The 25,917-nt window shown below is 70.2% G+C and carries 16 protein-coding genes and 5 pseudogenes; 12 read left to right on the top strand and 9 right to left on the bottom strand.

The window, feature by feature from the left end:
- The first annotated feature begins 201 nt into the window (after positions 1–201).
- Positions 202–1,347: a GAF domain-containing protein gene (locus GEMRO_RS0125680; protein WP_027136292.1), complete on the top strand. Its 1,146-nt coding sequence runs from the start codon at positions 202–204 to the stop codon at positions 1,345–1,347.
- A 50-nt stretch (positions 1,348–1,397) separates the two neighbouring features.
- Here the strand turns inward: GEMRO_RS0125680 and GEMRO_RS34505 are convergent.
- From GEMRO_RS34505 to GEMRO_RS0125635, 9 genes and pseudogenes are all read right to left on the bottom strand, one after another.
- Positions 1,398–1,625: pseudogene (locus tag GEMRO_RS34505) on the bottom strand (IS481 family transposase); the annotation flags it as partial.
- A gap of 261 nt (positions 1,626–1,886) precedes the next feature.
- Positions 1,887–1,949 (bottom strand): annotated as a pseudogene (locus GEMRO_RS36040) (hypothetical protein); the annotation flags it as partial.
- A gap of 821 nt (positions 1,950–2,770) precedes the next feature.
- Positions 2,771–3,095, bottom strand: a pseudogene (locus tag GEMRO_RS35540) (IS481 family transposase); the annotation flags it as partial.
- Between the two features lie 1,021 nt (positions 3,096–4,116).
- Positions 4,117–5,013 carry an alpha/beta fold hydrolase gene (locus tag GEMRO_RS31935; RefSeq protein ID WP_205625093.1) on the bottom strand — a complete coding sequence of 299 codons (897 nt, stop codon included), beginning with the start codon at positions 5,011–5,013 and terminating at the stop codon, positions 4,117–4,119.
- Positions 5,014–6,405: 1,392 nt separating this feature from the next.
- Positions 6,406–7,485 (bottom strand): annotated as a pseudogene (locus GEMRO_RS33080) (IS481 family transposase); the annotation flags it as partial.
- Positions 7,486–7,874: 389 nt separating this feature from the next.
- A pseudogene (locus tag GEMRO_RS33770) lies at positions 7,875–8,902 on the bottom strand (IS630 family transposase).
- Between the two features lie 328 nt (positions 8,903–9,230).
- A complete protein-coding gene (locus GEMRO_RS0125645) occupies positions 9,231–10,112 on the bottom strand; it encodes an ABC transporter permease (protein ID WP_084507625.1) in 882 nt (293 codons plus the stop codon).
- On the bottom strand, positions 10,109–11,050 hold the full coding sequence (locus GEMRO_RS0125640) for an ABC transporter permease (RefSeq protein ID WP_027136288.1): 942 nt from the start codon (positions 11,048–11,050) through the stop codon (positions 10,109–10,111). Before GEMRO_RS0125640 ends, GEMRO_RS0125645 begins: the two co-directional genes overlap by 4 nt.
- Before the next feature lie 112 nt (positions 11,051–11,162).
- On the bottom strand, positions 11,163–12,857 hold the full coding sequence (locus GEMRO_RS0125635) for an ABC transporter substrate-binding protein (RefSeq protein ID WP_027136287.1): 1,695 nt from the start codon (positions 12,855–12,857) through the stop codon (positions 11,163–11,165).
- Positions 12,858–13,112: 255 nt separating this feature from the next.
- Here GEMRO_RS0125635 and GEMRO_RS0125630 point away from each other — a divergent pair, with 255 nt between their 5' ends.
- From GEMRO_RS0125630 to GEMRO_RS0125575, 11 genes are all read left to right on the top strand, one after another.
- Positions 13,113–13,982 (top strand): fatty acid desaturase, encoded by an 870-nt coding sequence (locus tag GEMRO_RS0125630; protein WP_027136286.1) that lies wholly within the window; start codon positions 13,113–13,115, stop codon positions 13,980–13,982.
- A 193-nt stretch (positions 13,983–14,175) separates the two neighbouring features.
- The gene (locus GEMRO_RS31920; protein WP_084507622.1) at positions 14,176–15,390 is read left to right on the top strand and encodes a glycosyltransferase family protein; all 1,215 of its coding nucleotides are present in this window, start codon (positions 14,176–14,178) and stop codon (positions 15,388–15,390) included.
- Positions 15,391–15,456: 66 nt separating this feature from the next.
- Positions 15,457–16,710, top strand: coding sequence for a glycosyltransferase (locus tag GEMRO_RS31915; protein WP_051329486.1), 1,254 nt, complete (start codon positions 15,457–15,459; stop codon positions 16,708–16,710).
- 22 nt (positions 16,711–16,732) lie between these two features.
- On the top strand, positions 16,733–17,905 hold the full coding sequence (locus GEMRO_RS0125615; RefSeq protein WP_027136285.1) for a glycosyltransferase family 4 protein: 1,173 nt from the start codon (positions 16,733–16,735) through the stop codon (positions 17,903–17,905).
- Complete coding sequence (locus tag GEMRO_RS0125610) at positions 17,902–18,447, top strand: histidine phosphatase family protein (RefSeq protein ID WP_027136284.1); 546 nt, start codon at positions 17,902–17,904, stop codon at positions 18,445–18,447. Before GEMRO_RS0125615 ends, GEMRO_RS0125610 begins: the two co-directional genes overlap by 4 nt.
- Positions 18,444–19,562, top strand: a complete 1,119-nt coding sequence (locus tag GEMRO_RS0125605) for a glycosyltransferase family protein (protein WP_027136283.1) — start codon at positions 18,444–18,446, stop codon at positions 19,560–19,562. Before GEMRO_RS0125610 ends, GEMRO_RS0125605 begins: the two co-directional genes overlap by 4 nt.
- A complete protein-coding gene (locus GEMRO_RS35535; RefSeq protein ID WP_051329485.1) occupies positions 19,559–20,236 on the top strand; it encodes a polysaccharide deacetylase family protein in 678 nt (225 codons plus the stop codon). Before GEMRO_RS0125605 ends, GEMRO_RS35535 begins: the two co-directional genes overlap by 4 nt.
- Positions 20,233–22,101 carry an ABC transporter ATP-binding protein gene (locus GEMRO_RS0125595; protein ID WP_027136282.1) on the top strand — a complete coding sequence of 623 codons (1,869 nt, stop codon included), beginning with the start codon at positions 20,233–20,235 and terminating at the stop codon, positions 22,099–22,101. The genes GEMRO_RS35535 and GEMRO_RS0125595 overlap by 4 nt, the downstream gene beginning before the upstream one ends.
- 54 nt (positions 22,102–22,155) lie before the next feature.
- Positions 22,156–24,003, top strand: a complete 1,848-nt coding sequence (locus GEMRO_RS31905; protein ID WP_051329484.1) for an ABC transporter substrate-binding protein — start codon at positions 22,156–22,158, stop codon at positions 24,001–24,003.
- 421 nt (positions 24,004–24,424) lie between these two features.
- Positions 24,425–25,336, top strand: a complete 912-nt coding sequence (locus GEMRO_RS33075) for a calcium-binding protein (protein WP_051329483.1) — start codon at positions 24,425–24,427, stop codon at positions 25,334–25,336.
- Between the two features lie 85 nt (positions 25,337–25,421).
- Positions 25,422–25,907 (top strand): GNAT family acetyltransferase, encoded by a 486-nt coding sequence (locus GEMRO_RS0125575; protein ID WP_084507616.1) that lies wholly within the window; start codon positions 25,422–25,424, stop codon positions 25,905–25,907.
- Positions 25,908–25,917: the final 10 nt, after the last annotated feature.

Here is a 25,917-nt window from a genome sequence, read left to right as displayed (position 1 = left end):
GCAGCCGGGATCCAGCCAGGGCGAACGGTCCGGGGCTTGGCGGCGAGCGGGGGAGCCCGCCTGAACCCAAGCGAGGCGCTGTACTATCAATTCTATCAAATTTAGCAAGACTTCCATTTTTTGGCGCGGCGACTATCTTGCCGGCCAGCCCGCGGCAGCAGGCGGCTTGGCGCGCCCGGACGAGCCGCAGGAGGAAACGGCATGGACAAGCCCGCAAAGGACATCCTGACAACGGCCGACACGGCGAAGCTGCTGGGTGTCTCGGTGCGGACCGCCCAGCTGCTCATCGAGGGCGGCTCGATCCCGTCCTGGAAGACCCCGGGCGGGCATCGCCGCGTTTATCGCGCCGACATCGAGGCGCTGATCGAGGGCCGGGCGCCCGCCCCGTCCGCGCCCGCGCCGTCGGTGACCGTGGTGGTGGTCGCGCCGGCCGGGCGGCGGCGCCTCTATGAGCGGCAGTTCGCCGATGTGGCCGAATGCACGGCGGAACTTTTCGAGGACCCGCACGCGGCCCTGCTCGCGATCGGCTCCAGCCGCCCCTATGCCGTGCTGGTCGACCTGGCCGATCGGGATCCCGGGCGGCTGGCGCTTCTGCACAGCGTCGGCGCCGACCCGTCCTTGGGCCGCAGCCGGATCCTGGCGATCGGCGCCGCCGGGCCGCCCGTCCTGGAGGGTCCCGGCCGGGTGATCCGCCTCGACACGCCCGACGAGGCGGTGGCCTCGCTCCGCTTCTCCCTGGCCGACACCGGCAAGGTGGCGGTGCCATCCGCCGGCACGGCCTTTCCGATCGCGCTCAACGAGGGCCAGAGGCTGGCGGCGCTGGAGCGCACCGGGCTTCTGGACACGGCGCCCGAGGAAGCCTTCGACCGGGTGACCTGGCTGGCCAGCCAGACCCTCGACGTGCCGGTCTCCCTGATGACGCTGCTCACCCCCACGCGCCAATGGTTCAAGTCGCGCTTCGGGCTGGACCTTCCGGAAACGCCGCGCAGCTGGGCATTCTGCAACTACACGATCCTGCAGAAGGGCGTGTTCTCGGTCGAGGACCTGGCCAGCGATCCGCGCTTCGCCGACAACCCGGCCGTGGCGGGCGAGCCCGGCTTCCGCTTCTATGCCGGCGCGCCGATCCTCGACAGCGAGGGCTTCGCCGTGGGCTCGCTCTGCGTCATCGACGACCGGGTCCGCACCTTGAGCGAGCGCGAAACGCAGGCCCTCCTGGCGCTCGCCGGCCTGGCCTCCGCCGAAGTCCGCCTGCGCGCCACCGAGCGCCAGCTGCGCGACGCCCTCCGCCAGGCCGAGCGGCCATCCATGGCCAGGGCCAGCGCATCCCGCGGCGGGCATCCACGCTAGGGCAGGGGCCCGGGATGTGGTGTGACGGACCGAGCCTGAACCGGTTCGGCGGCCAGGATCAGGTCGCGCAGGAACTGGGCTGCCTCCATCTTGCCGGCGCTCCGCACGAGCCGGGCGAAGGCGAACTTGCTCATACGGTCGATGCCCAAGAACAGGCGCAGCTTGCCGTCCCCGCTCTGCACCTCGGCGAGGTCGATGTGGAAATAGCCGATCGGGTAGCGGGCAACGCGCTTCTTGACGGGTTTGTCGCCGTCGATCTCCGGCAGCCGGCTGATGCCATCGGGCTTCGCCCGATCCCCCGGACCCACCGTGCTGCCGGTCAAGCGGGCGGCAGGTCGGGTGTTCCGGAACGGAGCGGCATTCGGTTTCCCTAGGACCGAAGGTGCCCGGGCCAAGAGCTTGCGTGCGACGGCAACCAGGATGACCTCGGGCGGCTCGCCTGCGGCGGCCATGCGGTCGACGAAGCCGCCCCGAGCCTTGCTGGTCCGCTTGGCCCTGCGCGCGCACCGGGTGAGCGTGCGGCGCAATCGTCCGCTGCCGATGCGGCTGATGGTACCGCTGCCGCGCCTGGAACTACCGGAGGAGCGCCGGCTCGGCGACAGCCCGGCGAAGGCGGCGAGGGCTTTCGGCGTGCATTCGGCCAGGTTCAGGACGTTCCGACAGCAAGATGGCGGCGGAGACGTCGCTGAAGTCGGCGATGCTTGGGAGGAGAGCCGGAGTTCTGCTCAAGATCGGATCATCGTCGATGAGGCGCCCTGTCCCGACGAGCACCACGTCGATCTCCCCGTCGGGCCAGGCAAGGCGAGCAGCAATCGACGCTGCCGCGGCGGGTGCGGCAAAGCCCGCCTTTGGACGGTTGATCTCCTGGACGCGAGCCGTCCTGAAGGCATCGCAGCGTCGAACCGGTTCGCGCGGTTCCCGTCCATGCGCGCCGGGCAGTGTCCAGGCTGCTGGCGCTTGCGCCCGGCCGACCCGGGCGATCAGGGCTGCGTCGCCTGGGGTCTAAGCCAACCCGTCGAGGTGGGAAGCCGTCTGGTCTTGGTGTGAACCAGTTCGCTGGCACCGTCGGCCTCGGTGCGCGCCGGATCGACGATGCTGATCTGCCCAGCCTGGGCGTACCGGCCATCATCCAGGTCCAGCCTGCCGGTCGCCTCCAGGCAGGCATGCAGGGCTGAGACGAAGCGGTACGATGCCTCATCAGCCAGCCGGGAAACACCTCGACGCCGGCCTTGGCGACGTCGATGTCAACGATGTCCATGAGCCCCTCGGCCCGAAGCCTCCCGCTGGCCATCCTGGCAACCAGGCTCTCCGGCTTCTTGCCGGCGCCCTGCCTGCCGTTCCGCCTGGAAGACGATGGCTCGGTGCGGCGGGGCCCGATCCCCGGGACAGGCGCACCGATACGCTCACGGACATTGGCCAGACGCCGTGACAGGCAGCGGTGCAAGGACGGGCGGGTCAGGTGCGGGATGGTCGGCTGCAAGCCATGGAGGCAGTCGTCCGGCGGCGGCAGCGTGTGCTCTGCGAACGGCGAGGAACATCGCCTCTTCCTCGGACGTCCGGGCCGTTGAACGAACCTGCTTCGGACCCATGGGCGCGTCCGCGGCTGTCCGCCGTTTGCGCCGCTCCAGGATGGTGGTCGGGCTGACGCCCTGCTGCTTGGCCGCCGCTCTCACGCTCTCCTGACATAGGCGGATCGCGCGACCAACCGCCTCCATTGCACGGGCGCAGCCGTGAAGAACCTGGCCCATCGCGCATCCCTCGCCGCATGATGGCCAACCGTATCGCCACATTGCGGGATCAGGCACCCAGGGCAGAGACCCCCGGCAACCTTCGGCAGCGTCCCGGTTTTCGCTCGGCCGAACAGGAGCACCAGGCAGAAAATGGGTCTGCCAAGCGACCCGCCGCCACCGCCGGCCGGGCATCCCCCCGCGCGGATCGAGCCGCACCGGCCTGATGGGCGGCCGGGTCGGCGAAACGGCCGATCACCCGCGGCGTGATCAGCGAAAGCCCTGCCCCTGCCCGAGACCGGCTGCCGGTGGCAAGCCATGCCGCCAGCCCGCGTGCCGGCCACGAGCATCGACAAGCGCTGCCACGGCCGGACACGTCACCGGCCGAGGCAGCCGCTGTTCTGGCAGCCCGCCGGTCCCGGGTGAACCCAGCCGCAGCCACCCCCCTTGCCGCCTCGCGTGGGCCCGGCCGCCAGGCGCCATGCCGCCGCTCGGGCACCGGATCGCGAACAACGCCGATGATGCCGACCATCTCCCCATCTGGCCGAAGGCCCGCCTGATCCAGGCGGCTTCTTCCTGCACCGCCAGCCGGACCATCCCCTGTCCGCTCCCCGGCGACGCATGCGCCCGACGCCACCTGATCAAGCGGCTCTTCGCCAGCTGTCCTGCCCGCCCCGGGACGCCGGACACCTCCAGGCTGGCAGCTCGTGGCCCGACCGGACCCGCACGACGCCTCGTCAGCCCGTCGGGAAGCAGCATGAAGCCAGCCCCAAAAATGGCCGCCAGCGGATGGATCCACCCGTTCTCCAGCCAAAGGCGCAGGGGACGGGCCTGGCCGCGGCCTGTCCGCGTTCTCGGCTGACAGGCCGGAGCCCGCCTGGTCCAGGATTTCCAGCGATGCCGAGAATGAGCCGTTCAGGCTGTCTCCAGCGCAGCACCCGGCCCGCTCCATCCAAAGGTTGCCCGTCACCTCGCAGCGCGTGCCTCCGCCGGCCGGGTGCCGGCGCCAGCGCCGGTCCCTGCACCGCCGCAGGCTCCACGCTCACCGCCAGGCATGGCCCCCGCGCCAGGGCTGCTCCGCGCCCTTGGCTGGCCTGCCAGGACCCAGCCGGTCGAGGAACGCCAGCAATGCCGCCGTGACCGCCTCGGGTCGCTCCAGCGTGGCGCTGTGCCCGCAGCCCGGGATCACGACCAGCTCGGTTTCGAGCAGGCCGGCCATCTCGTCGCTTTCCTCCGGCGGCCGGGCGCGGTCCTCCGCGCCGGCGATGACCAGGGTGGGCGCCCGGATGCCCGGCAGCAGGTCGAGCGCGTCGGCGCGGTCGAAGATCATCCGCCCGAGCGGCACGATCGACCGGCGCAGAACGTCGGCATCGAAGCACCGGAGCTGCTGGCGCAGCCTTTCCGGCAGGGCCGGCGCACGCGTCTCGATGTCCGGGGCGAAGAACAGCGGCGTGATCGCCTGGGCCAGCTGGTCCCCCACCCGGCCGGATGCCTCGACCTGATCGAGCATCGCCTTGTAGGCCAGCCGCTTGCCCGCAGGCTCCCGGCCGAGATAGCTGTTCATCAGCACCAGCCCGGCCACCCGCTCCGGCGCCTGCGCCGCCAGGTGGGCGCCCCACATGCCGCCGACCGACGAGCCGACCACGACGCAGCGCTCGATCTCGAGCCGATCCAGCATCCCAACCATGTGCCGGGCCAGGTCGGCCAGCCGGAGCGTGCCGTGAGGCAGGGCCCCCGACCTGCCATGGCCCCACAGCTCCGGCACGATGACCCGGCAGCGCGAGGACAGGGCGCGGATCTGCGGCTGCCACATCCTCCAGTCCCAGAGGAACCCGTGCCCAAGCAGGACGGGCAGGCCGCGGCCCTCCTCGACGATCGACAGGACGCTGCCTGCCGTCATCATCTCGTGCCGCGTACCGGCCATGGCGTCGCCGTTCATCGTGATCTCCGATCCACCATCAAGATGACGGCCTGGATATCGGGACGACGGTTACAGGCCGGTTTCAGGGCAGGACCGATCGTGTTTCCGATGTAGCCGTTCGGGCTGCCGCCCGGCCCCAGGCCACGAAAGCACCTGCCGCCTTGCCTGCCGCCGCGCCGCGACCCGGAACGTCGCCACCATGCATCTCCGGCAACCGGGCCGGCCCCGGCGGGATCAGCTCAAAGCTGCTGCCGACCGGCCCGGTCGAACCGCAGGCGCGGCCCCCCGTCGCGCCGAGGCCCGGCACCTCCCAGGCTTCCGGCCGCGCTCCCGCCACGCCGCCCGGATGCTCCCCGCTCCCCGGCAGGCAGGCTGAAAGAACAGCCCCTTCTCCATCCAGCTCGCCCAGCCCGGCCGCGGCCAGCTGTTCCGCACCGCTCCGGCCAGGAGCAACGGCCGTCACGTCCCGGCCGGCGGCGATGGCAGGGCGCTCGAACGCCCGCTGCGCTGGCCGACCAGACGCTGCCCGCCCGGCTCGACCGAGTGGCCACCATTCCGCAAGGACGCCGCAGGGGTGGAGCAAAGGCCGGTTCCGACAGCGTTCCCGGAAAGTCGCACGCCGATGACCCACATTGCGGGCCGATACCGGTGGGCAGCCCGGCAGGGGGGCCGCGCTGGCAGGATCCTGACCGGTCGCCCCGCAGGCAGACCGGACGCTGCCCGAGCGTCCGGACGGGTGGCTGACATTCCGCCCGAGCGCCACCGGATGGAGCGCAGGCCCGTTCCGACAGCGTCCCCGGACAGTCGCACGCCGTCACCCCACGCTGCGGGCCGATCAGCGGTGCTGCAGCCCGGCTGCCGAACCACCGCACTGGCGGACCGGCCGCTGCCCGAGCATCCCGGCGGGTGGCCAACGTTCCGCCCGAGCGCCACCGGGTGGAGCGCAGGCCCGTTCGGACAGCGTCCCCGGGCAGTCGCACGCCGTCGCCCCCACTCTACGGGCCGATCAGCGGTGCTGCAGCCCGGCTGCCGGGCCGCGCTGGCAGGAGGGGGCGCCGCGTTGGCCGATGTTCGTCACGGGCGCTGCGGGGTGGAGGGCAGGTCTGTTCCGGTTGCGTCCCCGGATGGTCATACGCTGTTGATGGCGCAGCAAGCCGATCGCTGGTGGCCTGGTCCGGCAGCCGGGCTGTGCTGGCAGGACCCTGGCGGGCCGCCCGCCGGCCGACCGGACGCTGACCGACGGGCTCGCCGGGTGGCCGACATTCCTTGCGGGCCGCGCGATGGAGTGCAGGTCTTGTCCGGTTGCGTTGCTCAGGTAGCCGCGCGCCGATGACCAGCGCAGCGATCCAGTCGCTGATGGTTCGGCCCAAAAGCCAGGCCGTGCCGCCTGGGGCCTTGGCCATGCGCCTGGCTGTACGGTCCCGGGATGAGGTGGTGCGGGTCGATTTTGAAGGCGGTCGGGTCGTCATTCCAGGCGCCGCAGATGGCCTGGAAGGGTGTCTTCCAGCGCAAGGCCTTGAGGTGCTTGGCGAAGTTGTAGGCGCGCACGAACGCTAGGACGTGAGCCTTCAAGGCCTCGAGGTCTGGGTAATGGAAGGCCTTGATGGTGGCGTCTTTTACCGTCCGGTTCATCCGTTCAGCCTGACCATTCGTCCAGGGGTGGTAGGGCTTGGTGAGGCGATGTTGGATGCCGTGCTCGTCGCACACGCGGTCGAAGATATGCCCGCCGAAGAAGGCCTCGATCTCAGGGTAACGGCCGCGGTTCACAGGTCTGGTCGGCAAAGGCCATGCCGTTGTCGGTGAGCACGGTGTGCAGGCGGTAGGGGAATGCGGCGACGACCTCACGGCGGAACGCGGCACCGTTGGCCTTCGTGTTGGCATCCAACAAGGCGACATGGACGAACTTTGACACGCGGTCGCCTCCCGGTCCTGCTGGACCGGTTCCTTGCAGGAGACGGATCAGCCGCCTGCTGGCGGCTGATGGCCAGGAACATGAACAGCTTTCCCTGGGCCAGGCGCAGCTCGCAGACGTCGATATGGACGTAGCCGATCTTCGTCTCGGCAAACCGCCTGCGCTTGGAGGCTTTCCCCTCGTCCTTCGGCACGCGGGAGATACCATCGGGCCAAGGCCCGATCCCCCGGAGGGATGTCAGCGCAGCTGACAGGCCGCTGCAGACAGCGGTGCAGAGCACTCCGAGAGAGCGTCGGGATCGTCTCGCGCAGGCAGCCCAGGACGTCATCGAGTGGCAGGAGGGTGTGTCGACGGAACTCGACGACGATGGCCTCCTCGGCCTCGGTCAGGACAGAGCTGCGTGGCCGGCTCGGCTCCATGGGCGCATCGACCGTGGACCTGCGTCGGCGCCATTTGGCGACCGTTTTGGGGTTCAACCCATAGCGGGTGGCGAGGGCACGGGTCGCTTCTTGCGACGCTAGGAGTTCGGCTCGAACTCGCGGCGTCGTGCGGGCTGAACCGTGAAGACCTGCTGCCATAGCGCGTTCTCCTGCTCACGGAATAACACACCACGACACTCCGGGACCGTACACCTAGCTGGCGGACCCGAAGCTGCCCGAACGGCTTGATCGATGGCCAAAGTCCTGCACGGGCGCTGCGCAGCGGACCGGATGCCCGATCCGCTGGCATTCTCTCGGGTTGCACCCACCAGATGACCGGCGCTGCCGGCCGATCGCCGGTGGTCTGACCCGGAAGCCTGGACGCGCTGGCTGGACCCTCGGCTGGCCACTGGGCGGGCTGATCGAACGCTGCCCGACCGGCTCAACCGTCGGCCAGGGTTCGGCACGAGCGCCGCGGGGTGGAGGCTTGTTCCGCTGGCGTACCCGAACAGCCGCGCGCCGTTTGCCGGCGCTAGAGCGGAATCCCATCAGTCTGCATCGTATCCGCATGCACTGAAGTGGTTGGCCCACTCTGCGGGGTTGCAGGCGTCGGCGATGCGGCCGATGGCCAGTTCAGAGGCCCTCAACGGTGCGCCCGGCCGCCTTTCGCAGCATGGCCTTGTGCCTGGCGAAGGCGTTCTCGCCTCCCGGTCCTGCTGGACCGGGCCCTTTCAGGGGGCGGATGATCCGGCTCCTGCCGGATCATGGGTTGAAGTCGGGGCTGTAGGGCGAAAGGAACGGCAAGCTCGCCCCTGCGGCCTCGATCAGCGCGCGCGTCGTTGGTCCCTTGTGGCTGGACAGGTTGTCCATGATGACGATGCCGCCACGTTGCAGTTCGGGAACGAAAACCTTTTCGACGTAGGTCTCGAAGGCATCGCGATGGATCGCGCCGTTCAGGACGACGGGCGCGATCATCCCGCGCGTGGTCGGGGCGCCCCCCCCCCAAAGTGGTCGTCTTCCAGTGCCCGTGGGGGACGCCCATGCGCAGGCGCTCGCCGCGGGGGCAACCTCCGTGCGTGCGGGCCATGTTCGTCTTGGCCCCGTCGATCGCCGCTGGCGCTCGACCATCGATGAACACCAGCCGCTCGGGATCAAGGTCGATCCGGCCGTCGAACCACGCCTGCCGGCGCTCCAGGACATCGGGACGGTCCTGCTCGGTAGCGTGCCCGCTCCTATTTTGCGTGTCAGCCCGTGACGGCGGAAGAACCGCTGCAGGGTGCCGCAACCAAAGCCGCGGCCGCGCTTGGGTCAGCGCCGCGCGCGGTTCCTCCGCGGTGATATCGGGCGTTGCCTCCAGCAGTCCTCGGATCAGCCACCCTGCGCCTCGACGCGGGCGAAGCGGCGATCACCGCCGGGCGGACCTGGCCGCGGATCGCCCTGCGTCCGCTCCAGCGCGCGCCACCGGATCACGCTCGCGGCGCGGACGCCAGATCGCGACGCTGCCGCTCGGTGGCTTGCGCCCTCAGCCACTGCCTTCAACACGCTCACGAAGATCGACGGAGAGCGCCTTGGACATCCATGCCGGCCTCCAGCCCGGCGGACATCGTGAATCAGAACCAGCGCCTCAGGGGGATCCCCGACGATTCAATCAGGTCGGCCGATGCTCTAGGAGCCGGTCACCCGGGGGGCTGGGAGCCGGCGTTGGCGCTTGCCGGCCGCATTTCCGGGCGGCGACAGGTCCGGCGACCGCGGCGCGGCTCCAGCCTTGGGCCCTGTGCGGCGGGCCGGAGCCGGGGAGCGGCCGGAGAGCGGTTCGTGGCAGCGACCGGGCGCCCGGAAGGCGGCGGACCGCCATTCCGGCAGGGAGCCGCGGCCGGCCCGGCCGCGCCCGGCCAGCCGCGGGGTCAGTCCTTCAGGGCCAGTTCGCGCAGCCCGTCCGCCAGCAGGTTGAAGCCGATCACCAAGGACGAGATCGCGGCGGCCGGGATCAGCGCCATGTGCGGGTAGACCGACATCAGGCCGTAATTGTCCTTCACCATCCCGCCCCAGTCCGGGTCGGGCGGCGGCAGCCCCAGGCCCAGGAAGCCCAGCACCCCGATCGCGATGATGGTGTAGCCCATGCGCAGGCAGGCATCGACGATCAGCGGGCCGCGCGCGTTGGGCAGGATCTCCACCGCCATGATGTAGATGGCGCTCTCGCCGCGGATCTGCGCCGCGGTGACGTATTCGCGGTTCTTGATGTCCAGGGTCAGGCCGCGGACGATGCGCATGATCTGCGGGGCGGCGGTGAAGGTCACCGCGATCACGATGTTGACCGCCGAGGCGCCGAACAGGGCGATGATGATCAGATAGAGGATGATCACCGGAAAGCTCAGCACGATGTCGGCGATCCGCGAGAACACGATGTCGGTCCAGCCGCCGAAATAGCCGGCCACCACCCCCATGGTGCAGCCGATCAGGTAGGCGGTCACCACCGCGATCGGCGCCACCACCAGCACGGTGCGCGCGCCCCACATCACCCGGCTCAGCATGTCCCGGCCGAGCATGTCGGTGCCGAGCAGGTGCGCGCCGCCGGGATAGGGGTTGGCCAGCGCCATGAAGTCCTGGGCGTTGGGGTCGTAGAGCGGCAGATAGGGGGCCAGCAGCGCCACCGCCACCCAGAAGCTCACCAGCAGCAGGCCGACCACCGCCACCCAGGAATGGCGGACCTCCAGGATCTTGCCGAACAGGCCCGGCGGCTTGGCCGGTGCGCGGACCTCGATGTCTTCGGGGATCGTCGCCATCATGCGATCCGGATGCGCGGGTTGAGGAGCATGTAGCCGATGTCGCCGGCCACCTGGGTGGTCACCGCGATGGCGACCGCCACCAGCGCGCCCGCCTCGATCAGCGCCACGTCCTTGTTCAGCGCCGCCTCCAGCATCATCCGGCCGAAGCCCGGATAGGCGAACACTGCCTCCACCACCACCACCCCGGTGATCAGGTAGTTGATCTGCAGCAGGATCACGGTGAAGGGCGCGATCAGCGCGTTGCGCAGCGCGTGCTTGCGGATCACGTCGGGGAAGCTCAGCCCCTTGAGGATCGCGGTGCGGATATAGGGCGCCAGCATCACCTCGATCATCGAGGCGCGCACCATCCGGATCACGTAGCCGGCGTCATAGAGCACCATCACCATCACCGGCAGCACCAGCTGGCTGGCGATGCTCCAGCCGCTGCCGGGATCCATGGTCGAGGTCCCGGGCAGGATGCCCAGCCAGATCACGAAGATCGAGGACAGGAAAGCGCCCAGCGCGAATTCGGGCAGGGAGGTGCAGATGATCGCCCCCACCGAGATCGTCCGGTCGGCGGCGGAACTTTCCCGCATCCCAGCCAGCACCCCGAACAGGATCGAGACGGGCACGATGATCGCGAACGCGATCGCCGCCAGCATCGCGGTGTTCTGCAGGCGGTCGACGAAGATCGGCGCCACCGGCTGCTTGTACAGGGTCGAGTAGCCGAGATCGCCCTGCAGGACGTTGCCGGCCCATTCGACGTAGCGGACCAGCACCGGGCGATCCAGGCCCAGCTCCTGGTTCAGCATCTCGACCTGCTGGGCGGTGGCGTAGGGGCCCAGCATCTTGCGGGCGACGCTGCCGGGCGACCATTCCGACACCGCGAAGATCAGAAACGACGCGACGACGATGGTGAAGGCCATCTGGGCGATGCGGCGCAGGACGAAGCTCGTCATCGTCGGTGGCCATCTTCAGGAGGAACAGGCTGGCGGGCGCGGCAGGAAGCGGCGGGCCCGCCAGGGCGGCCGGGGGCGGCCGGGCTGTCCGGCCACCCCCTCCGAAACGGGCTCACGCCTCGTTGAGGTAGAGTTCCTCGCCGAAGATGTAGCTGGTCGGGTGCTGGCGGAACCCGCCGATCTTCTTGTCCCAGAAGGTGAACATGCCGCGCCACAGCGGGATCACCGCCGGGCCTTCCTCCAGCATCAGCTCCTCGATCGGCACCATCGCCTGGCGGCGCTCCTCGACGTCCAGGATGCCTTCCGCCTTGGAGAGCAGCTCGTCGAACTTCGGGTTCGACCAGTTCGACTCGTTCCACGGCACGCCCGAACGATAGGCCAGGCCCAGCACCATCACCCCCAGCGGCCGGTGGGTCCAGGCGGTGAAGCCGAACGGCACCTTGGTCCAGTTGTCCCAGTAGGCCGAGGACGGCATCACGTTGATGGTCACGTTGATGCCGGCCTGCTTCCACATCTCCGCCATCGCCTGCACCGCGATCAACTCCCAGGCCGGGTCCTGCTTGCAGGAGATCTCGGCCTCGATCCCGTCCGGGTAGCCGGCATCGGCCAGCAGCTGCTTGGCCGCCTCGATGTCCTGCTGCATCAGGCCGATATCGGCGTATTCGGGATGGATCGGCGCCACGTGGTGGTGCTCGCCGGGCGCGCCGATGTTGAGATGGGCCAGCTGCAACAGCTTGGGCGTGTCGACCGCCAGGCGCAGCGCCTTGCGCACCCTGGCGTCGTCGAACGGCTTCTTGGGATGGACGCGCGCCACCCCGGTCTGCGCCGAGGTCGCCTGGTAGAGCTCCAGGTGCGGCATCTGCTTGAGGACCTCGTACTGGGTCACCGAGGCCTCGTACATGCCGTCGGCCTGCTTGGAGGCCAAAGCGGCGACCTGGGCCGACGCGTCGTCGCCATGGTCGATGAAATGCAGCTCGTCCAGATAGGGGCCCTCGCCCCAGTAGTTCTCGCGCGCCCTGAACACCGCGCGCTTGCCGATCTCGAGCTCGGCGCAGTCGAACGGCCCGGTGCCGGGCGAGCCCACGCCCCACTTGCCGTCATCCTCCGGCCAGAGCATCAGCGCCGGGTAGTGGAACAGGTTCTCCGGCACCGCCATCTGCGGGCCCTTGCCGTTCAGGACGATGGTGAAGTCGTCCTTCTTCTCGATGGCGCTGGCGTCCCAGTACTCGGTGGTCATCACCGGGTTGCCGTCGGCGTCCTTCTGGCCGGTGTCCTTGTCCTCGACCAGAAAGCCGCTGAACAGGCCCAGCACCGAGGAGCCGGTGGCCGGGTCCAGCATGTGCTGGAGGTTCCAGATCGCGTGGTCGGCCACGAACTTCTCGCCGTTCGACCAGGTGACGTCCTGGCGCAGGCGCAGGGTCCAGGTCTTCAGGTCGTCCGAGGCCTCCCAGTTCTCCAGGAGCCACGGCACCGTGATGTTGTCGACGCCGGTGCGGGTCAGGTAGTCGTTGCACTGCCGCACCGAGTTGCTGTCGTACACCCAGGAGAAGGTGTGGGGGGTCGACAGGTCCGGCACCCGGATCGAGACCCGGGCGATCCCGCCCTTCTTGGGGGTGCCGTTCTGCGCGCGCGCCTGGGGAATGAAGCCCGGGCCGTCGATCCGGCCGACAATGCCGTAGGCGGTGGCCGCCGAGAGACCCAGAAGGGTCGAGGTCCGCAGGAACTCGCGGCGATCCACCCGCCGCCGTTCATACTGGTCGACCAGCTTGGGAATGAACGGATGAATCCTGTTCTCACGATCGGCCATGAGATCCCCCGTATTATAGTCTGCGCTGGTTCGGATCACGGACCCGAATCGTCCCCGCCGAAACGTATCCGTTCCATGATCCCTGTCAACGCGCCCAGATTAGCGCCCAACCTCTTAACGAAACCCTTCAATCGCGACGCAAAGCTCGGTAGAACAGGCAGGTTTTTGTAAAAAGGTCTGCCCATGGAGAATGTCGTTCAGCCGGAACCTTCTTCCCGGTTGATCAAGACCGAACTTATTCGTTCGGAAGGTTGGGTGACCTGGGTCAGCCTGGCCGCGGTCTGGTGCAGCTGGCTGGCGCTCACCTGGTTCGCCACCGCGATCCCCTGGTGGCTCCTGCTCCCGGCCGCCGCCTTCACCCTGGCCCTGTACGGCTCCCTGCAGCACGAGGCGCTGCACGAGCTGATGTCGACCCGCCGCTGGCTCAACCACGTGCCGGTGTTCCCGCCGCTCAGCCTGTGGCTGCCCTACCCGGTCTACCGGGCCTCCCACCTGGCCCACCACCGCAAGCTGCACCACCTGACCGACCCCTACCGCGACCCGGAAAGCTACTATGTCCCGGCCGAGCGCTGGGCGACCCTGCCGGCCTGGTGGCGCCGGGTCCTGGTGTTCAACCAGACCCTGTTCGGCCGGCTCACGATCGGCCCGTTCCTGATCGTGGCGCAGTTCTTCTGGCACGAGGCCCGCGCGCTGCTGGCCGGCGACCGCCGCAACCTTTGGGCCTGGGCCTGCCATGTCCCGGCCGTGGTGCTGGTCTTGGCCTGGGTCACCCTGGTGTGCGGCCTGCCGGCCTGGCAGTATCTTTTGCTGTTCGTCCTGCCCGGCACGTCGCTCAGCCTGGTGCGCTCCTATTGCGAGCACATCGCCCACGAGACCCCGGAGGAGCGCACCGCCCTGGTCGAGGCCGGGCCGCTGATGAGCTTCCTGTTCCTCAACAACAACCTGCACTACGTCCACCACAAGCGCCCGGACCTGCCCTGGTACGCGATCCCCCGCTACTACCGGCAGCACCGGTCCCTCCTGCGCCGGGAGAACGGCCACTACGTCTATGACGGCGGCTACCTGGAAGTGTTCCGCCGCTTCCTGTTCACGCCCTTCGACCTGCCGAGCCACCCGTTCATGTGACCGGCCGGCATGGAAGCGGGCAGGGGGCAGCGGCCGGCTCCCATGCCCGTGCGCCGGCCCGCCCGGTCATCGTCCTGTCGCCATTGCCGCGCCATGCTGGCGGATGGCTGGCGCCGCCCTGGCTGCCTGCCGGTATCGGCCAGCGCCGAAATCTGCCATCTTCCGCGCCGGGCCGCCCATGGATCGACGCCTCATGAATGACCATGCCCGTCTGCTGATCTACAGCCACGACAGTTTCGGCCTGGGCCATCTGCGTCGCTGCCGCACGATCGCCCACCATCTGGTGGAGCAGTTCAAGGACCTGTCGGTCCTGATCCTGTCCGGCTCGCCGATCATCGGCAGCTTCGACTTCAAGACCCGGGTCGACTTCGTCCGGGTGCCGGGCGTGATCAAGCTGCGCAACGGCGACTACACCCCGCTGGGCCTGCATATCGACATCGAGAAGACCCTGGAGATCCGCCGCTCGATCATCGAGCACGCCGCCGAGATCTTCGACCCGCACGTGTTCCTGGTCGACAAGGAGCCGCTCGGCCTGCGCGGCGAGGTCGAGCCGACCCTGCGCCTGCTCAAAGACCGCGGCACGAGGCTGGTGCTGGGCCTGCGCGACGTGATGGACGACCCGGCCACCCTGGAGGAGGAGTGGCGGCGCAAGAACGTCGCCCCGGCCCTGAAGCGGCTCTACGACGAGATCTGGGTGTACGGCACCAAGGAGATGGGCGACCCGCTGGCGCAGATCCCGGGCGCCGCCAGCCTCGCCGCCAAGACCCGCTTCACCGGATATCTGCGCCGCCACGTCTCCGAGACCGCCGGGCTGGAGCCCGCCATCGAGCTGCCCGACCAGCCTTATGTCCTGGTCACCACCGGCGGCGGCGGCGACGGCGAGGAGCTGATCGACTGGGTGCTGCAGGCTTATGAGACCGATCCGGACCTGCCGCACCCGGCCGTGGTGCTGATGGGCCCGTTCATGCATCGCGAGACCCGCGCGGCGTTCCTGGAGCGCGCCCAGCACCTGCCCAAGCTCACCCTGCTGACCTTCGCCGCGCGCACCGAGCCCCTGTTCGACCGGGCGCTGGGGGTGGTGGCGATGGGCGGCTACAACACGTTCTGCGAGATCCTTTCCTTCGGCAAGCCGGCCCTGATCGTGCCGCGCACCACTCCGCGCCTGGAGCAGGCGATCCGCGCCGAGCGCGCCGCCGAGCTCGGCCTGTTGCGGATGCTGCCCGACGACGGCGAGCGCGATCCCAGGGTGATGGCCGCCCAGCTGCACGACATCGCAAGCTGGCCTGCCGCCGATCCCCGCCAGGTCGCCGGGATGCTGGACGGGCTGCCGCACATCACCGAGTACGTGCGCCCCTGGCTGCAGCGCGACCCGGTGGTCAGCACCCTGCCGGCCCGCCGCCGCGCCTGACCGCCAGCCCGGCCCGCCCACCGGCTCCGGCCATCCTGTTCCCGCCGTTTCCCGCCGAGGTCCGCCCTGCCGAAGATCGCTGTCGTCCTCAAGGGCTGGCCCCGCCTGTCGGAAACCTTCGTCGCCCAGGAACTGCTGGGCCTGGAGCGGCTGGGTTATGACCTGGCCATCGTCTCGCTGCGCCACCCGACCGACCTCGCGGTGCACGACCTGCACCGGGCGGTGCGCGCACCCGTGCGCTACCTGCCGGAATATCTGGAGGACGAGCCGGAGCGGGTCGCCGCCGGCCGCCGCGCCGCCACGGCGCTCCCGGGCTATCCCCGGGCGTTCGCCACCTGGCTGGCCGACCATCGCCGCGATCCTGGCGAGAACCGGGTGCGCCGGTTCGGCCAGGCCTGCGTGCTGGCCGCCGAGCTGGAGCCGGACACCGAGCTGCTCTACGCCCATTTCCTTCACACGCCTGCCTCGGTGGCGCGCTATGCCGCCCTGATGCACGAGCTGCCCTTCGCGATCTCCGCCCATGCCAAGGACATCTGGACCACGCCGGCCTGGGAGAAGGCCGAGAAGCTGGCGGGCGCCGCGTTCTGCGCGACCTGCACCCGGATCGGCGCTGTCCACCTCCAGGATCTGGCTCCCCCCGGGCGGGTGCACCTGATCCATCACGGCGTCGACCGGGCCCGCTTCCAGGCGCCGGCGCACCGACCGGCCCGCGACGGCCATGATCCGGCCGACCCGGTGCGGATCCTGTGCATCGCCCGGGCGGTGCCGAAGAAGGGGCTGTTCCTCCTTCTGGACGCGCTGGCGCTGCTGCCGGACGGCCTGCACTGGCGCCTGGACCATATCGGCGGCGGGCCGCTCCTGGAGCGCCTGCGCTCGCGCGCGGCGGAGCTGGGCCTGGCCGGGCGGATCGCCTGGCTGGGCCCGCAGCCGGCCGAGACCGTGCGGCCGGCCTACCGCCAGGCCGACCTGTTCGTTTTGCCGGTGCGGGTCGCCGAGGACGGCGACAAGGACGGGCTGCCGAACGTGGTGGTCGAGGCGGCGGCCTCCGGCCTGCCGATCGTCTCCACCGACGCCGCCTCGGTGGGCGAACTGGTGACGGACGGGGAGAGCGGCCGGCTGGTGCCGCCCGACGACGCGGCGGCGCTGGCGGCCGCCATGGCCCAGCTGTTGCAGGACCCCGCCCGCCGCGGCGAATTCGCACGCGAGGCGCACGCCAAGGTGGCCATCGGGTTTGACTCGGGCCGTGGGATCGCGCGTATTGCGGCGCTGGTGGACGACGCGCTGGCACGGGGAAACCACAGCGCTAACAGGCCCCCTTGAGGGAACGCCGAAGGAAACCAAGTTGAAGATCGCGTTCTACGCGCCGATGAAGCCCCCAGACCATCCGGTGCCTTCCGGCGACCGGCGCATGAGCCGTGGCTTCATCCGCGTGCTGGAACGCCTTGGCCACGAGGTGCGGGTCGCCTGCCGGCTGCGCAGCTACGACCGCGATGGCGACCAGCTCCACCAGCTGCGCCTGGCCCACACCGCCGCCAGCCTGTCGCAGCGCCTGGCCGACCGGCTGTCGCGCGACTGGGTGCCGGACCTCTGGTTCACCTATCACTGCTACCACAAGGCTCCGGACCTGCTGGGCCCGACCGTGTCCGAGCGGCTGGGCATCCCCTACGTGGTGGCCGAGCCGTCGTTCGCCCGGCGTCGCCGCGAGGGCGGCTGGGCGGTGGGCCATGCCGGCTCGATCCGCGCCTTGTCGCGTGCCGACCTGCTCCTGCCGATGACCAAGGTCGACGTGCGTGGTCTGCAGGGTGCGGGCTCGCGCATCAAGGGCGTCATCCAGCGCCTGCCGCCGTTTTTGGACACCACCCCCTACCGCCAGGCCAACAGCCAGCGCTTCGCCCACCGCACCCAGCTGGCCGCGGCGCACGGCCTGGACCCCTCGGCGGTCTGGCTGCTCACGGTGGCGATGATGCGCGACGACGAGGCCAAGCGCGCTTCCTACCTGCAGCTGGCCGACGCCCTGTCCCGGATGACCGCCTGGCCCTGGCAGCTCCTGGTGGTGGGCGACGGTCCGGCCGGGCCCTTGGTGCGCAGTGCGTTCGCGTCGCTGGGCGCCGACCGGGTCCGTTTCCTGGGCGCCATGCCCGAGGATCGCCTCCCGCCGATCTATGCCGCTTCCGACATGTTCGTCTGGCCCGCCCTGAACGAGGCCTACGGCATGGTGTTCCTGGAGGCGCAGGCCGCCGGGCTGCCGGTGGTGGCCGGGCGGGGCACCGGGGTGTCCGACGTGGTCCTGCACCGCCGCACCGGCCTGCTCGCCACCGGCGGCGACGCGGTGGCGTTCGCCAACAGCATGATGATCCTGCTGGACGAGCCGGAACGCCGCTCGATCATGGGCCAGGCCGGCATCCGCCATGTGGAGCGGGTCCACAGCGACGCCGCCGCCGCCCATGCGCTGGACACCGCGCTTGGCCTGGCCGCAGCAAGGCGGGTGCGCCGCGAGGAAACCGGCGAGCGGTGAGCCTTCTGCTGATCCGCCACGGCCCGACCGCATGGAACCGGGACCGGCGCCTGCAGGGCAGGGCGGACATCCCGCTCTCGCCGGAAGGGGCGCGCCTGGTGCGCTCCTGGCGGCTGCCGGCCCGCTTCCAGGCCTGGCCGGTCCGCACCAGCCCGCTGGCCCGCGCCCGGCAGACCGCCGAGATCCTGGGGCTGGAGGGTGCCGTGCTGCCGGAGCTGGTGGAGCTGGACTGGGGCGGCTGGGAAGGCCGGTCATTGCGCTCCCTGCGCCTGGACGACCCGGCCGAGGTGGCGCGCCGCGAGGCGCTGGGCCTGGATTTTCGGGCGCCCGGCGGCGAATCCTATCGCGAGGCCGCCATCCGGGTGGCGCCGCATCTGGTCGGCGAGGCGATCCTGGTCAGCCATCGCGGCCTGATGCTGGCGGCGCTGGCGGTGCGCACCGGCTGGGCGATGCAGGAGCCGTCCCCGGTGGCCTTCGCCCATTCCGACGCGATCCTGATCGAGGCCGGCACGGTCCGCCCGGTGCCGCTCTCCTCGCCATGACCGTCCTGATCTGGACCCAGCATCTCTTGGGGACCGGCCATCTGCGCCGCGCCTTGGGCCTGGCCCGCGCCCTGGCGGCGCGCAACATCCCGACCACGCTGGCCAGCGGCGGCCCGCCCGCGAGGTTCGCGCTGCCAGACGGCGTGGCCTTCGTGCAGCTCGACCCGGTCCATGCCGGGGCCAACTTTTCCGACCTGCGCGACCGCCAGGACCGGCCCTGGGACGAGCCGGCCCGCCAGCGCCGCGCCGCGCATCTGGCCGGGCTGGCCGCGGATCTGCGCCCGGCGGTGCTGGTGACCGAGCTGTTCCCGTTCGGCCGGCGCGCCTTCCGCCACGAGCTTTTGCCGGTGATCCGGGCGGTGCGCGGCCGGGGCGGCCGGGTGGTCTGCTCGGTGCGCGACGTGCTGGCCGAGAAGCGCGACCCGGCCCGGGCGCTCGCCATGCGCGACCTGGTGCTGGAGCATTACGACCGGGTCCTGGTGCATGGCGACCAGGATTTCCTGCCGCTCGGCGCGACCTTCCCCCATGCCAGCGAACTGGGCGAGCGGGTGGTGCATACCGGCTTCGTGCTGGACCAGGCGACCGCGCCCAAGGCGCGGCGGACCGGCATCCTGGTCTCGGCCGGGGGCGGGCGGGTCGGCGGGCGGCTGTTGGCGGCGGCCGCGGCCGCGCGCCGGTTCAGCCGGCTGGCGGACGAGCCCTGGCAGCTGGTGGGCGGCGCCGCGCTCGGCTCGGCGGACCGCGACCGGCTGCAGGCCATGCTGGGCGAAAACGGGCGGGTCGAGACCCATGTGGGCGACCTGCCCGATCGGCTGGCCAACTGTCGCGTGTCTGTCTCGCAGGCCGGCTACAACACGGTCGCCGAGGCCCTGATGGGCGAGGCGCCCATGGTGCTGGTGCCGTTCGCCGAGGACGGCGAGACCGAGCAGCGCCGGCGGGCGGCGCGCCTTTCGGAGCTCGGCCGGGCGGTGCTGCTGGAATCGGCCGAGCTTGCCCCGGAGCGGCTGGCCGCCGCCATCGACCGCGCCACCGAGCAGGACACCAGGATCGGCCGCAGCTTCGCCTTCGACGGGGCGGAAACCAGCGCCCGGGTCATCGAAGGACTGATCGCTTGAACCTCTGGTGGCGGGACGACGACGCGGCGGCCGACGATCCCAGGCTCGACCGGCTGCTCGGGATCGCCAGGCGCCACCGCGTGCCGCTGGTGCTGGCGGTGATCCCTGAGCAGCTGGAGCCGGCCACGATCGAGCGGATCCTGGCCTGCCCCGGCGCCGCCGTGGTCCAGCACGGCCTGGCCCACCAGGACCATCGCAGCGCCGATGGGCGCAAATGCGAGCTGGTCGACCGGCTCGACCAGGACGAAGCCCTGGTCCGGGCGCGGGAACGGCTGGCGGGGATCTTCGGCGAGCGTTTTCATCCGGTGATGGTGCCGCCCTGGAACCGGATCGAGCCGAAGCTGCGCGCCCGCCTGCCGTCTTTGGGCTTTGTCGGCCTCTCCACCTTTGCCGGGCGCAAACCGGCGCCGGACGTGCCGGATCTCCGCCTGGTCGACACCCATGTCGACACGGTGCGCTGGCAGGACGGCAAGCGCCACCTGGACGCGGAAGCGATCCTGGCGCAGCTCGCCGAGCGGGCAGGGCCTGGGCCCATCGGCCTGCTCACCCATCACGGCGTGACCGGTGCCGAGGGCTTCCTTGCCCTCGACCGCGCGATCGGTCTCCTCCAAGATCGCCCGGGCGTCCGGTTCGAAACGGCCGCCGGTCTCTTTTCCAGGCAGGCGTCAGGTTGACTACCCCACTGCTCGAAGTCGACGATCTGGTGGTGAGCTTCGCGGCCGACGAGGGCAAGGTCGAGGCCGTGCGCGGCGCGTCCTTCGTCGTCCCGCAGCACAAGACCGTGGCCCTGGTCGGCGAGAGCGGGTCTGGCAAGACCGTGATCTCCCAGGCGGTGCTGGGGATCCTGCCGGGCAACGCCCGGATCGAGCGGGGCGCGGTGAACTTCCTGCACGAGGGCAAGGTGGTCGACCTGGCGCCGCTCGACCAGGAGGGCGGCCTGCGCCGCCGGCTGCGCGGCCAGCACATCTCGATGATCTTCCAGGAGCCGATGAGCTCGCTCTCGCCCCTGCACCGGATCGGCAACCAGATCGACGAGGTGCTGACCCTGCACGAGGGGCTGAGCGACAGCGAGGCCAAGGCGCGCACCAAGGAGATGCTGAAGCTGGTCGGCTTTCCCGACGCCGACCGCGCCTACTCCGCCTACCCGTTCGAGCTGTCCGGCGGCCTGCGCCAGCGCGCGGTGATCGCCATGGCGCTGGTGTGCCGCCCGGAACTGGTGATCGCCGACGAGCCGACCACCGCGCTGGACGTCACCGTGCAGGCCCAGGTCCTCAAGCTGCTCAAGGACCTGCAGGCGACGCTCGGCATGTCGATCCTGTTCATCACCCACGATCTGGGCGTGGTCGCCAACATCGCCGACGAGGTGGTGGTGCTCTATCGCGGCAAGGTGGTCGAGCGCGGTCCCGCCCGCGAGCTGCTCACCGACCCGCAGCATCCCTACCTGCAGGGCCTGATCGGCGCGGTGCCCAGCCTGACCACCGACCGCTCGGTCCGTTTGAAGGGCCTGCGCGCCATCAATGTCGAGCATGCCCAGGCGGTGCACCGGCCGGTGCCGGAGCCGGGCCCGGCCCGGGGCGAGACGCTCCTGGAGGTGCAGGGGCTGAACAAGCGCTTCATGGCGCGCAAGGGCGGGCCGTTCTCCGGTTCCTGGCTGGAGATCGTCGCCGCCGACGACATCAGCTTCACCATCGCCAAGGGCGAGAGCTTCGCCCTGGTCGGCGAGAGCGGGTCGGGCAAGACCACGGTCAGCAAGATGATCATGCGCGGCCTGACCCCGGACAGCGGCCGGATCCTGTTCCACGGTCCCGACGGGCCGATCGACGTGGCCCATCTGGACGCCTCGGCGCTGCGCGCGTTCCGCCGGCGCATCCAGTACGTGTTCCAGGACCCCTACAGCTCGCTCGACCCGCGCATGACCGTGCTGGACATCGTGGCCGAGCCCTTGCTGATCCACGGCATCGGCAACGCCAAGGAGCGCGAGACCCGCGCCCGCCAGCTGCTGGAGGCGGTCGGGCTGGACGGCAGCCGCCACCTGCGCCGCTACCCGCACAGCTTTTCCGGCGGCCAGCGCCAGCGGATCGGCATCGCCCGCGCCCTGGCGCTGGAGCCGGACATCCTGCTCTGCGACGAGCCGGTCTCGGCCCTGGACGTCTCGGTGCAGGCCCAGGTCCTCAACCTCCTGCGCGACCTGCAGAAGGCCCTGGACCTGACCTATCTGTTCGTCGCCCATGATCTTGCCGTGGTGCGCTACATCGCCGACCGGATCGCGGTGATGAGCGGCGGGCGGATCGTGGAGATCGCCCCCACCGACCAGCTGTTCGCCAACCCCCGCCATCCCTACACCCGGAACCTCCTGGCGGCGGTGCCGGAGCCGGACCCGGACCGGCCCCTGGACCTGGACCACCTGATGGCCGCCGGCAACGGCCGCCCCGACCATTGGAAGGCGCCGTTCACCATCGGCGATAAGCCCACCCGGCTGATCGAGGTGGAACCGGACCATTATGTCCGTATGTTGTCGGAAAGCCATGCGCCCGCCTGAAGGGGCGGGCAGGTCGAACGATCAGACGCAAGAGCCAGGGGAGCCCACCGCGCCATGCTGACACGCCGGACCTTCGTCGAGACCGCGGCGCTGGCCGCCGCAGGGGCCGTTGTCCTGCCGCGCCGCTCGCCGGCCCAGGCGGCCGGGGCCCCGCCCGACGAGCCGCGGGTCCTGGAGGGGCTGGCCGAGCTCGGCAAGCGCGGCGGCGAGATGCGCAGCCTGATCGGCCGGGCCAAGGACACCCGGATGCTCACGGTCTACGGCTATGCCAGGCTGGTCGGCTACGATCTGGACTACCAGTTCGTGGCCGACATCCTGAAGAGCTACGAGGTCGAGGAAGGCCGGATCTTCACCTTCCACCTGCGCCGCGGCCACAAATGGTCGGACGGCCACCCCTTCACCTCGGAGGACTTCCGCTTCTACTGGGAGGACGTCGCCAACGAGCCCAAGCTGATGCCGACCGGCCCGGAAGTGCAGATGCTGGTCGACGGCGAGCCGCCCGAGGTGACCTTCCCGGACGAGCTCACCGTCCGCTACGCCTGGAAGAACCCGAACCCGTTCTTCCTGCCGGCCCTGGCCGCGGCGGCGCCGATCTATCTGTACCGGCCGGCCCACTACCTGAAGTCGTTCCACGAGAAATACGCCTCGGCGGAGGACCTGCAGAAGCGGATCGCGGCGACCAAGTCGCGGGACTGGGCCGACCTGTTCGGCCGCCAGGACCGGATCAGCAAGATCGACAATCCGGACATGCCGGACGTGCAGCCCTGGGTGCTGGTGACCGAGCCGCCGTCCGAGCGGTTCGTGGCCGAGCGCAACCCCTATTTCCACCGGGTCGACGCCAACGGCGTGCAGCTGCCCTATCTGGACCGGATCGTGCTGGAGGTGGTCGACAGCAAGCTGATCCCGATCAAGGCCGGCGGCGGCGAGACCGACATGCAGGCGCGCGGCCTGTTCTTCAAGGACTACACCTTCCTCAAGGAGAGCGAGGAGCGCAGTGGGCTGGTCACCCATCTGTGGAAGCAGGCCAAGGGCGCGCATCTGGCGCTGTTCCCCAACCTGAACGCCGCCGACGATGTCTGGCGCAGCCTGTTCCGCGACGTGCGCTTCCGCCGGGCGCTGGCGATCTCGATCGACCGGGAGCTGATCAACCAGTTCCTTTATTTCGGCCTCGCCACGCCCTGCAACAACACGATCCTGCCGCAGAGCCCGCTTTGGACCGACGAGATCGGCACCGCCAACACCCGCTTCGACCCGGAAGCCGCCAGCGCGCTGATGGACGAGCTGGGCCTCGAGATGGGCGCGGGCGGGCTGCGCCGGCTGCCAGACGGCCGCGACCTGCGCCTGGTGGTGGAGACCGCCGGCGAGGACAGCGAGCAGAGCGACGTCCTGGAGCTGGTCGCCACCACCTGGAAGGAGGTCGGCTTCGGCATCGACGTGAAGCCGTCGCAGCGCGACGTGCTGCGCAACCGGATCTTCTCCGGCGAGGCGCTGATGACGATCTGGTACGGGATCGAGAACGGCATCCCGCAGCCGGACTATCCGCCGCTCGAGTTCGTGCCGGCCGCCCAGGACCAGGCGCAGTGGCCGAAATGGGGCCAGTACCGGGAAACCAAGGGCATGGCGGGCGAGGCGCCGGACATGCCGGAGGCGCAGGCGCTGATGAAACTTTTCGACGACTGGCGCTTCGCCGAGGACGGGCAGGCCCAGGCGACGATCTGGCATGCGATCCTGAAGAACCATGCCGAGAATGTCTGGAACATCGGCCTGGTGGCCGGGGTGATGCAGCCGGTGGTGGCCCGGCCGAACCTGATGAACCTGCCGGCCGAGGGCATCTACAACTGGGAGCCCGGCGCCCATTTCGGCATCTACCGGCCGGACAGCTGGTGGCTGAAGGACGCCTGAGCGGGAGGCGGGCCGGACCAGGCCGCTACCGGTCGCGCATGCTCGCCCGCGGCCGCGATGCAGCATGCCGCGGCCTGGATCGCCGAGGCGGATTGCGCATGGCACGCTCCGCCTCGATCTGTCCGTTCACGAGCCGGCGGGGGTCGGCCTGAACGCTCAGACGTCGAACAGCCCGCCTTCGCCGGCATCGTCGTCGAGGTCGCCGAACTCGCTTTCGTCGGCATCAGCCATCGCTGGGTGGTGGCTGACCCCCGGCGGATCGGGCGGGAACCACATTCCGATCGGTGTGACAGGGTTGAAGAAACGTTAACGTCCAGTCATGTTCGTGGCGACCGGCTGCGCCCTTCGTGGCAGGCTCGGCCCGACCGTTCGCGAACATGATCCGGCAGCCCGTAAGGCTGCGCGGATGGAGCAAGAACCCATGGCCGCGGTGACCGGCACGATCAACGACAGCCGCCGTTCCGGCGGCCTCGGCGACGACACGATCGGCGGCAACGCCGCCGACGACTTCCTGTATGGCGGTGCCGGCGACGACACGCTCCTGGGCGGCGCCGGGGCGGATCGTCTGTCCGGCGGCGCCGGGAACGACCTCCTGGTCGGGCATACCGGCGACGACATCCTGGACGGCGGGGCGGGCGACGACCGGCTCCAGGGCCTGGAAGGCGATGATGTGCTCTCGGGCCGCGTCGGCGATGACGTGATCTTCGATTTCGTCGGCGACAACCTGTTCCTCGGCGGCGATGGCAACGACACGCTGAACGGCTTCGGCGTGCTGCGCGGTGGTCAGGGGAACGACCGCCTGGACAGCCGGTCTTTTCTCGACAGTCTCAAGGAAGAAGTCAGCACGCTGTTCGGCGATGCGGGCGACGATCTGATTTCTGTCGGCAACAACGGCGTCGGTCGTGGCGGCGACGGCAACGATAGGCTGTCCGGCGGCAGCCTCGGCCCCGGCGTTCTCTATGGTGGGGCGGGCGACGACACGCTGGTGAGCCGGGCCGACAATCCAGAGGATGCCCCCGTCCTGGTGGGAGGTCCCGGCATGGACACGTATGATTTCGTGAACGGCAGTGGCGGGCACGCCCTGATCGTCGATGCGGTAGGTGGCTTCAAGATTGTGGCCGTGGATTTCCTCAACCCGCTGGACAGCAATGGCGATGACCTGCTCACGGAGCAGGACGACCTTGCGTCGCTGGTGGACGCCACCTTCGAAGGGGCGACGCGCCCGTCGCTGAAGCTGGAGATCGCCATCGAAGCGGGTGTCGAGATCCCGCCCATCGTCTTCGGAGTCACCCTGTTCGGCATCACCTCGATCTCGGCGGATGTGCTCGCCTAGATGCAGGCGGGGCTTGGCAGGCGGTGCCGCGCGGGGTCATTGAGCCGCCCCCCGCTGCTGCGGGAACTTGCCTTCGAGGCCCGCAATGACCGACGAACCACAGGAATCGACCCCGCCGCCCGGCCTGACCGTCCGCCCCGCCACCGCGGCGGACGAGCCGCACGTCATCGCGTTGTGGCGGGCCTGCGGCCTGGTGACGAGCTACAACGATCCATCCGGGGACTTCCGCTTCGCCCGCGCGAAGGCCGGCTCCGACGTCCTGGTCGGGCTCGGGGCGGACCGGATGGTCGTCGGCAGCGTCATGGTCGGCCATGACGGCCATCGCGGCTGGATCTACTACCTTGCCGCCAATCCCGGGCACCGCGGCCAGGGCGTCGGCCGGTCGATGGTCGAAGCCGCGGAGCACTGGCTGAAGGGCAGGGGCGTTCCGAAGGTCATGCTGCTGGTGCGCGAGACCAACATGCAGGTGGTCGGATTCTACCGGCATCTCGGGTTCGAGGAGGTGCCGCGCGTGGTGATGCAGAAGTGGCTGCCGGGCGATCGCGGGGATCCGGCCGGACCCGGCGCCTGACGCCGGCCGT

This window comes from Geminicoccus roseus DSM 18922 (assembly GCF_000427665.1).
In the GTDB taxonomy this organism is placed as follows: domain Bacteria; phylum Pseudomonadota; class Alphaproteobacteria; order Geminicoccales; family Geminicoccaceae; genus Geminicoccus; species Geminicoccus roseus.
Note: the sequence above shows the minus strand (reverse complement) of the source record. Positions and strands in the feature narration are given on the sequence as shown.

Excerpts from the sequence above, each read along its gene's own strand:
- GEMRO_RS0125680 (WP_027136292.1), top strand. The coding sequence starts at position 202 with ATGGACAAGCCCGCAAAGGACATCCTGACAACGGCCGACACGGCGAAG.
- GEMRO_RS31935 (WP_205625093.1), bottom strand. The coding sequence starts at position 5,013 with ATGAACGGCGACGCCATGGCCGGTACGCGGCACGAGATGATGACGGCA.
- GEMRO_RS0125645 (WP_084507625.1), bottom strand. The coding sequence starts at position 10,112 with ATGATGGCGACGATCCCCGAAGACATCGAGGTCCGCGCACCGGCCAAG.
- GEMRO_RS0125640 (WP_027136288.1), bottom strand. The coding sequence starts at position 11,050 with ATGACGAGCTTCGTCCTGCGCCGCATCGCCCAGATGGCCTTCACCATC.
- GEMRO_RS0125635 (WP_027136287.1), bottom strand. The coding sequence starts at position 12,857 with ATGGCCGATCGTGAGAACAGGATTCATCCGTTCATTCCCAAGCTGGTC.
- GEMRO_RS31920 (WP_084507622.1), top strand. The coding sequence starts at position 14,176 with ATGAATGACCATGCCCGTCTGCTGATCTACAGCCACGACAGTTTCGGC.
- GEMRO_RS0125605 (WP_027136283.1), top strand. The coding sequence starts at position 18,444 with ATGACCGTCCTGATCTGGACCCAGCATCTCTTGGGGACCGGCCATCTG.
- GEMRO_RS31905 (WP_051329484.1), top strand. The coding sequence starts at position 22,156 with ATGCTGACACGCCGGACCTTCGTCGAGACCGCGGCGCTGGCCGCCGCA.
- GEMRO_RS33075 (WP_051329483.1), top strand. The coding sequence starts at position 24,425 with ATGGCCGCGGTGACCGGCACGATCAACGACAGCCGCCGTTCCGGCGGC.
- GEMRO_RS0125575 (WP_084507616.1), top strand. The coding sequence starts at position 25,422 with ATGACCGACGAACCACAGGAATCGACCCCGCCGCCCGGCCTGACCGTC.